This window comes from Bacteroides sp. AF32-8BH (assembly GCF_003435205.1).
GTDB lineage: Bacteria > Bacteroidota > Bacteroidia > Bacteroidales > Bacteroidaceae > Bacteroides > Bacteroides ovatus.
Genome location: NZ_QVLZ01000065.1, coordinates 19,193 through 27,058, shown reverse-complemented (window position 1 = coordinate 27,058; position 7,866 = coordinate 19,193). Strand labels below are relative to the sequence as shown.

Annotated in this window: 7 protein-coding genes; 6 read left to right on the top strand and 1 reads right to left on the bottom strand. The window is 36.8% G+C overall.

Translation table 11 applies throughout. The annotated features are described in order from the left end of the window. From DWZ47_RS28160 to DWZ47_RS31450, 6 genes are all read left to right on the top strand, one after another. On the top strand, positions 1 to 262 hold a 262-nt coding region (locus DWZ47_RS28160; protein WP_147330799.1), incomplete at its 5' end, for a helix-turn-helix domain-containing protein. A gap of 346 nt (positions 263 to 608) precedes the next feature. Further along, positions 609 to 1,814, top strand: a complete 1,206-nt coding sequence (locus DWZ47_RS28155) for a hypothetical protein (RefSeq protein WP_004308143.1) — start codon at positions 609 to 611, stop codon at positions 1,812 to 1,814. Positions 1,815 to 1,847: 33 nt separating this feature from the next. Further along, positions 1,848 to 2,117, top strand: coding sequence for a hypothetical protein (locus tag DWZ47_RS28150; RefSeq protein ID WP_004318665.1), 270 nt, complete (start codon positions 1,848 to 1,850; stop codon positions 2,115 to 2,117). 41 nt (positions 2,118 to 2,158) lie between these two features. Then, on the top strand, positions 2,159 to 2,359 hold the full coding sequence (locus DWZ47_RS28145) for a transposase (RefSeq protein ID WP_004318667.1): 201 nt from the start codon (positions 2,159 to 2,161) through the stop codon (positions 2,357 to 2,359). A 7-nt stretch (positions 2,360 to 2,366) separates the two neighbouring features. Further along, a complete protein-coding gene (locus DWZ47_RS28140; protein WP_233525127.1) occupies positions 2,367 to 3,311 on the top strand; it encodes a transposase in 945 nt (314 codons plus the stop codon). Next, positions 3,283 to 3,591: a transposase gene (locus DWZ47_RS31450; protein ID WP_117515480.1), complete on the top strand. Its 309-nt coding sequence runs from the start codon at positions 3,283 to 3,285 to the stop codon at positions 3,589 to 3,591. The genes DWZ47_RS28140 and DWZ47_RS31450 overlap by 29 nt, the downstream gene beginning before the upstream one ends. A gap of 107 nt (positions 3,592 to 3,698) precedes the next feature. On the opposite strand, the gene DWZ47_RS28130 is transcribed toward DWZ47_RS31450, so the two are convergent. Next, entirely contained in the window at positions 3,699 to 7,694 is a 3,996-nt protein-coding gene (locus tag DWZ47_RS28130) for a two-component regulator propeller domain-containing protein (protein WP_008776793.1), read from the bottom strand. Between the last annotated feature and the right edge of the window lie 172 nt (positions 7,695 to 7,866).

The following is a 7,866-nucleotide window of genomic DNA, read 5'->3' as shown; positions in this document are numbered from 1 at the left end:
AAAGGAGCTTTTAGATGTGCTTCATACCAACCGTACCTACCTGTCCGGGTACATCAAAACTACGTATGACATGTCGTTCCGCGATTGGATTATCGGACTTCGTATAGAATATGCGAAACGTCTGCTTGCGCGATATCCGAGGTTGACGGTTGCCGACATCTCCGAGAAATCCGGTTTTTTGTCACCAAGCCATTTTATAAGGCTGTTCAAGGAAAATGCAGGCTGTACCCCTGTCAAATGGAGGAAAACAGAGGCGGAATAATACGGTGTGTTATGGATGGAGGAATAGCCCAAACGACAAAAAATAGCCTAAACTACAAAACTAAAATGTTCTAAACCACAAAGATGTGCGATTCTGACAATTGAGACAATTTTTATAGGCAAGAATCGGGCTGAATTTAAATCTTTTCGCTTATTTTGCACTTGTCGGTTGAGCCTGCGTCATCTCCAAAAAGAGTAAAACAGGGTTTTATGGGTGATTTTAACGTGTGTAAAAGAAAATGCTACCCAAATAACTTCAAATAAAGACAACTCTATTTCAAGCGGCAAATGAGTTCTACAGCTTGAATTTGAATAATACAAACAATAGGATTCTCCTTTAAAAAGTCATGAAAAAGATTCATTTACTTCATTACTTATTGTTGTGCTACATGGTTCTTGCGGTAGCTACATCGTGCGGCGATGACGAGGATGACTACGCCCCCGACAATGTAAATGATCCCGAGAAACTAACTGATCCTTTGCCTACTACCGACCAGTTAGGCGTAACACACAACAACACGCTTTATTACCTTTCGTTCTGGAGCAAAGAAGACCATATGATATCCGAGAACATGATAAACCGTTACAAGGAGGCGGTTCCTTATGCTCCGGGAAAGAAGATGGAGGTTGGCGACGCGTTCTTCTTTACCCGGCAGGACATTGACCGGATTCAGTCGGATACCGATTTGCTGGCTGACATCAAGGATATGTTCCATAAGCGGAGCATCGTGATGATGATGGAGGGAGGAACGAACGAGGATTTTAATACCGTCTGCACGTTGCTGGATTGCTATAATCCTTATGCGAAGGAAGATGAGTCTTATTCGGACGAACTGCCGCTGTGGGTATTTTCTGGACCGCTTCCGTCGGCGAGCGGATTCTATTCCAAGCTCAATGCGCTCAGTACTGCTACCGGAGCTGATGGCAAAGAATCTGTACAGACGATTAATGAATACGGGCAGGGATTTCATTGCGACATGACAAGTCAAAGTTTACAAAGAGCCCTGGAACCGAAAGCTCCGTCAAACGGTTCGTCGGATTTGAAAAACTTGATATCTGCCTATATCGTTATCGGTCAAAATAGCTATACCGCACCTCCTGTTCATGGACATGAAGGTAAAGGGACAACCGATAATTTTCAAGTAGAAGCTAAGATATGGACCGCTTATAGCAAAGACCGGAAAGAACATTTTTATTTGGTAAATCTGGGTTTTATAGCCTATGTAGAACCTTCTTTTTATGGAGAATGGCATACCAAGGTCAGTACTCTGAAAATGAAAGGGTATGGCTTTTGCCTGACTGACGTAAATTTGGAATTCGCTCCGGTTCACCCGAATGGTGCCATTATTCATGCACATTCCCCGCAAACTACGGAACGCCAGAGCTCTTATACCAGCAGTGTCTCTTTCGAGTTAGGAGGAAGTGTCAGTGTCACTGGACCAGAGATTTCAGGAGGAATAAGCATTTCCAATAGCCATACGGAAACAATAAATGATATTGAAGTTATCAATAGAACCAATCCGGCCCAAGGAAGCCCACAGCTTAGGTGGTAGTTTAATTTACGCGAACCTTCTTCACATTTTAATATGTTTTGTTACGCGTCGAGTGCTGTCAATGGAGGTGCTAAGGCCGGGATAACCACTTGTAGCTTGTCCACAGATTTTATTATTTCTGTACCTGATGGAGCTGACAACGAATGGAAAGTAAGCATGTATCCAACACTGAAAACATATTTCTTTAGTGACCTTTTTGGATTCCATGATCAATATGAAACGCTATTTGATGATGCGGCAGAAAGCTGGATTGGCATCGAAAAAGTTTTTAACTTGCCGACTGTCGATCTGAAAGATGAATGATTTGTTACGTTGATATTAATAATTTCTAAAGTTATTGGATTATGAGAAAAACATTCTTGGTGATGAGCAGGCTTATCGATTTATTTGTGGATATCTTGCCTATAGATGAGCTTGGGTTTAAACATGTCAAACTTCAATCAGAAGGGAGACCACCGTATAATCCTGCAACATTACTAAAATTGTATTTATATGGTTATAAGCACTCAATAAGATCATCAAGAAAGTTGGAACACTTCCTGTAAAGTAAATGTGGAATTATGGTGGCTATTAGGAGGCTTAATGCCCTCTTTTCGGACAATTGCTTATTTAAAAAAAAATAATGCGGAGGCTTTTAGAAAAGTCTTTAGGCAGTTTGTCCTTATGCTAAAGGATATGGGTCTGATAGAAGGCGAAACCATAGGTATAGATTCTTTCAAGATATTTGCCCAAAATAGTCTCAGAAACAATTATACACAAAAGAAGATAGACAGACATCTTGAATATATAGATAACCGTATTGAAGAATTTGAAGTAGCTTTAGATAAGACTGATAAAGAAGAAGAAAAAGAACTTCTTAAATCTAAGATTAAATTACAACAAGACAGGCGTAAGAAATACGAAACTCTTGATACGGAATTGAAGAATAGTAATGATACTCAAATAAGTCTAACAGACAAAGATTCAAGAGCATTAATGTTAACCAATAATGTATCAGGAGTTGAATATGCGGTTCAAGCAGCCTTTGATAGTAAACACAAATTATTGGTTCACTCTCATATTGGAGCATCAACTGATAAAAGAGAACTATCAACAGCGGCATTGACCGTCCAGGAACTACTACAATTAGATTCGTTCAACACACTTAGCGATGCCGGTTATACTAGCGGCGACCAACTACAAGCCTGTAAATATTCAGGAATATGTACTTATTCATCGCCTATGCCATCAACATCACCTAATTCGAATTCCATACCACTGGCTGAATTTCATTATATAAATGACGGAGATTATTATATCTGCCCTTGTGGAGAACAAATGACAACAACAGGGAAATGGAGAATCCGTCCCAATTATAGATCAAAAGTATATAAAACATCAGCTTGTGTAAATTGCTCAATAAGAGAAAAATGTACTCAAAATCAAAATGGCAGAGTAATAGAAAGAAGTGAATATCAAGATGTAATAGATGAAAATAACGCCAGAGTTAGGAAATAGGAATTACTACAAATTGAGGCAACAAATTATAGAACATCAATTTGGGATTTTAAAACGCCAATGGGGATTTACATATACCCTAATGAAAGGCAAAGCCAATGTGTTGAGTGAGGTTAACATCTTTATGACCATATATAACCTGACACGCTGTATCAACATAATGGGGATGGATGAACTCAAAAGAAGACTAAGGGCTTTCTTGCCATTAGTATCATTATATATGTCCTTATTGTTGATAAAATATGAAATGCAGAAAAAAGAATTTTATCTTGCAATTTAAATATGTAATCCAAATACACAACTCTTGAATTAATATAAAGGAAAAGTGTGAGTTTAAGAGGAGCATTAGTCTTCCAAAAGGGGGGGGTTGCACAGACTCTCGGATGCTTACTCTTTTCTATAAGCTTGTGGAGTTACATGATATTTTTCTTTAAAGCATTTGCTGAAATATTTTGGGAAATTAAAACCAGTCCGATCGGATATTTCGGATATGTTTAATTCAGGATTGTTCTTTAGTAGATACGCTGCTCGTTTCAAACGGATAGTCATAATGAGGTCACTTGGAGTCTGTCCTGTTATTGCTTTTAGTTTGGTGAATAATTTAGTTCTGGCAATTCCCATTTGGGCAACAAGTTGGTCTACACTAAAATTCACATTATCAATTTCGTTTTCAATAATTTCTGTGACTTTGTCCATAAACTTTTTATCCAGGATATTATTGGTCAGAATTAGAGTATCTATTTGCGGTTGTTTACTGAATTTCTCCTGTAACATAATTCGATTATTAACGAGATTATTGCATCTTGATAATAAAATATTGATATTAAATGGTTTGGTGATATAATCATCTGCTCCCATTTTCAAACCTTCCAGATTGTGTTCAATTGCAGTTTTGGCGGTTAACAGAACAACGGGAATATGGCAGGTATCGAAATTTTGTTTGATAGCCAGGCAAAGTTCTGTTCCTGACATTTCAGGCATAATGATGTCACTGATAACAATATGAGGCATTTCCGAACACGTTTTTTCCAACCCTTCTTTACCATTAACAGCAGTAATTACTGTATAAAGTGATTTGAAAATGTTGACTAACATTTCTCTAAGCGAGTCATTGTCTTCTACAATTAGTATTTTGTATTTTCCTTCTTTTAGTATACTTTCGTTATCTATATTTTCCTTTTCCTGCTCTAGAGGCTGTTGATAGACTAAATTCAAATTAGTGACTTCATTTGAACAAGAAGTGTTGGAATTTGTACAGATTTGGTCGTTTGTGAAATGCTCTTTTCCTGTCATTAGGTGGATGCGGAAAGTTGTTCCCTCTCCAAGCTCGCTGGACACATCGATACTTCCATGATGCAATTCGATGATACCCTTAGTGAGAGCCAGACCAATACCAGTACCTGTATGTGATGGGGACTCTGTGTCTGCTTGATAAAAACGATTGAAGATCTTATCAATATCTTTTTCAGCAATGCCTGAACCATTATCTGTTATTTCAATTAACACTTCCTGATTTCGCTTTCTGACTGCGATAGATATTGTTCCCCCTGCTTTGGTATATTTGAATGCATTAGAAATAAGATTATTAATAGCTTTTTGCATTTGTTTGGCATCAAACCATACACTGATATTATTACTACTTTTTTCAAAATTAAAAGTGATTTGGCGTTGTGCCGCATATTCCTGAAACAGCAGGTAGTGTTCATATATAAAATGAACCATATTGTGTTCGCAGACTTTGATGGTCATATGTCCTTGTTCTTGTTTCCGGAAATCCAGTAATTCGGTTACAAGTTCTCTTAACTGCAGGCAACTTTTGTAAACTCCCAAAATCTTATTGTACACATTGGGGTTGAAAGAACGTACTTGCAGTAGCATTTCCATTTGGCCGATAATGAGTGTCAACGGTGTTCGGAACTCGTGGGATATGTTGGTGAAAAAACATAGTTTTGCCTGATTTAGTTTTTCGATATCTTCGATATGTCTTTTTTCGTATTTAAGAGATTCCTGTAATTTTAGGCGATGATGATATGTATGTATGATATAATATGTAAGTATGATGATGCCTATAATGTATGCTAAATAGGCCCATATTGTACGATAAAAGGGAGGTAATATTTCTATTTGTAATCGATTAGGGGGAACTAGTTTTTCGTTTACGTTTTCTGCTTTTACAATTAATGTATAATTGCCGGGAGCAAGATTAGTATAAGTAATAGTGTTTTGTTCCAATACATTCCATGTGTCTGAGAAACCTTCCAACTGATAAATAATTTTATTCTTATTGAAAGGTATGTAATCTGTAGTTGTATATTCGATATTGAAAATGTTCTGAATAGATTTTAGGGTTATTTTTGGGGTATATGTAATATTCCGGTGTAATATTCCACTTTGGTCTCCAGTCTGAATATTTTCTCCGTTCACTGTCAGACGACATGGAAGTATGCGATAAGATCGTGGCGTCTGTTCCAAATCTTTTTCCTGGAAAGAAATCATTCCGGTGGTTCCACCAATAAATATTTCTCCTTTCCGGCTTTTATAGAGCGCATTTTCACTTATGCAGCTTAAGGGCAATTCATCATAGTTCCTGAATTTTTTATGTTGATAATCTAATATTGAGAATCCTTTATCCGTTGTCACTAACAATTTTTCAGGTGATAGTTCGCAAATATTATATATTACATTGCTGGCAAGCCCGTTTTTACGTTTATCGAAATTGATAAAATCATCAGTCTCTTTTCTATATAAATCTAGTCCATTTTCATTTGTACAAAACCAGAGCCTTTTTTGACTGTCCTCGTAAATGGAATTAATACTATTGCTACTGAGACTGTGTTTATTACTGTTCTTATGTTTGTAAATGGAGAATTTTTGACTGTCAAAATGATAAGCACACGCTCCGCTGTTATTGTTGGCTATCCATAATGTACCTTCGTGGTCTAAAGTCAGCCCTATAGTGGATATCGTATTATAAAGCGCATTCTTATCCTGAAATAACAATTTGCATTTGCCTGTTTGTGGGTTAAATAGCGTGACTCCATTTGCTGTGGCCAATATCAATTGTTTCTGATAAGGGATAATATCCTCCACAAGATTGGACGGAAGAGAACTGCTGTCTCCTTTTTTATTTTTATATTGAGTGAAATGGCCGGTCTTCATATCTAGTTTGTTCAGTCCTTTTAGATGTATACCAAGCCATAATACTTGTTGCAGAGAATCATAGTAGACAGCCCTTACATTATCGTGTGGTAAATTACAGGAACTACTTTTGCTTAGATAATGTTTGTAAGTCCGGGTAGCAGGATTATATTTATTGATTCCTCCCCGTTCTGTACATATCCATAAGTTTCCTTCGCAATCTTCCAGCATACGTCCGATAATGGGAGAACTTAATCCTTCCTCCTCCTTGGAAGAGGCCTGATATTCGCGATAAATCTGTTTTTGTGGATTGAAATAATTGACGCCACCGGAATAGGTTCCTATCCAGATAGTTCCTTGTTTGTCACAGTATAATCCCCAAATAGAGGAGTGGCTTAAACTTTTGTTATGTTCCTGTTTAAAATATCTGTAAAATTCTCCAGTATTCTTATTATATTTGTTCAACCCGTTAAAAGTTCCTATCCATATGTTACCTTCTGTATCTTCGCAACACCTGTGAGTAAAATTGGAACTGATTGTCGTCGGATCTTCCTCTTTACACTGAAACTTGCCAATTTGTTCGCCTTGAATGCGGTACAGCCCGTGACCGGAACTAGCGGTTATCCAATACTCTCCGTTACTATCCCTGAAAATATCAGAAATATTCCCTGCTGTAATAGGATGGGTTAGTTCTTTTTGGGGAGTTAGTATATATAGTCCCCGGTCACTTCCGATGAGTATGGAATCATTATGTATATATAATTTTCTGATATATCCTTCGTTATCCGGAAATTTATAGAAAGGCTCCAGCTTGTTACCGTTGTATTTAAATATTTGTTTGGATGTTGCAGCGTATAAATAACCGGAGAAGAACTGCGCTCTCATATTATTTCTGGTTATCGTACTAAATAAATCTTTTTCTATATCATAAACGGAAATACCTCTGTTGGTCATAATAAAAACATGTCCGTTCCGGTCACCGGTAATATGATATATATCATTGTATAAAATGCTGTTGGAAATATCTTTCTCCTTTTGATAAATTTTAATTTTTCTCCCGTTATATACGCCGATTCCATTGCGAGTACCGAACCACATGAATTCACGTTCATCCTGATAAATGGAAGAAATGGAATTATTAGGTAGGCCATCGTCGGTTGTCAGATGAAGAAATGATATACTTTGTGCTTTTCCTGATAATGTGTATATTAGTAAATAAAAAATGAGTATAATCCTGCTTTTCATATTCTAGATCTTATTATACAAGTTACAAATATATCGTTTTATATTAAATAAAGGGTATTTGTGTATTCTCTTTTTTTGTCGTTTATTGTACATTTTAGGTCGTTTATTGTACATCTCTATTTTTTGTCGCATTGCATATATTTGGCATCCCCTTTCTGTACAGATATTATCC

Excerpts from the sequence above, each read along its gene's own strand:
- DWZ47_RS28155 (WP_004308143.1), top strand. The coding sequence starts at position 609 with ATGAAAAAGATTCATTTACTTCATTACTTATTGTTGTGCTACATGGTT.
- DWZ47_RS28150 (WP_004318665.1), top strand. The coding sequence starts at position 1,848 with ATGTTTTGTTACGCGTCGAGTGCTGTCAATGGAGGTGCTAAGGCCGGG.
- DWZ47_RS28130 (WP_008776793.1), bottom strand. The coding sequence starts at position 7,694 with ATGAAAAGCAGGATTATACTCATTTTTTATTTACTAATATACACATTA.
- DWZ47_RS31450 (WP_117515480.1), top strand. The coding sequence starts at position 3,283 with ATGAAAATAACGCCAGAGTTAGGAAATAGGAATTACTACAAATTGAGG.
- DWZ47_RS28145 (WP_004318667.1), top strand. The coding sequence starts at position 2,159 with ATGAGAAAAACATTCTTGGTGATGAGCAGGCTTATCGATTTATTTGTG.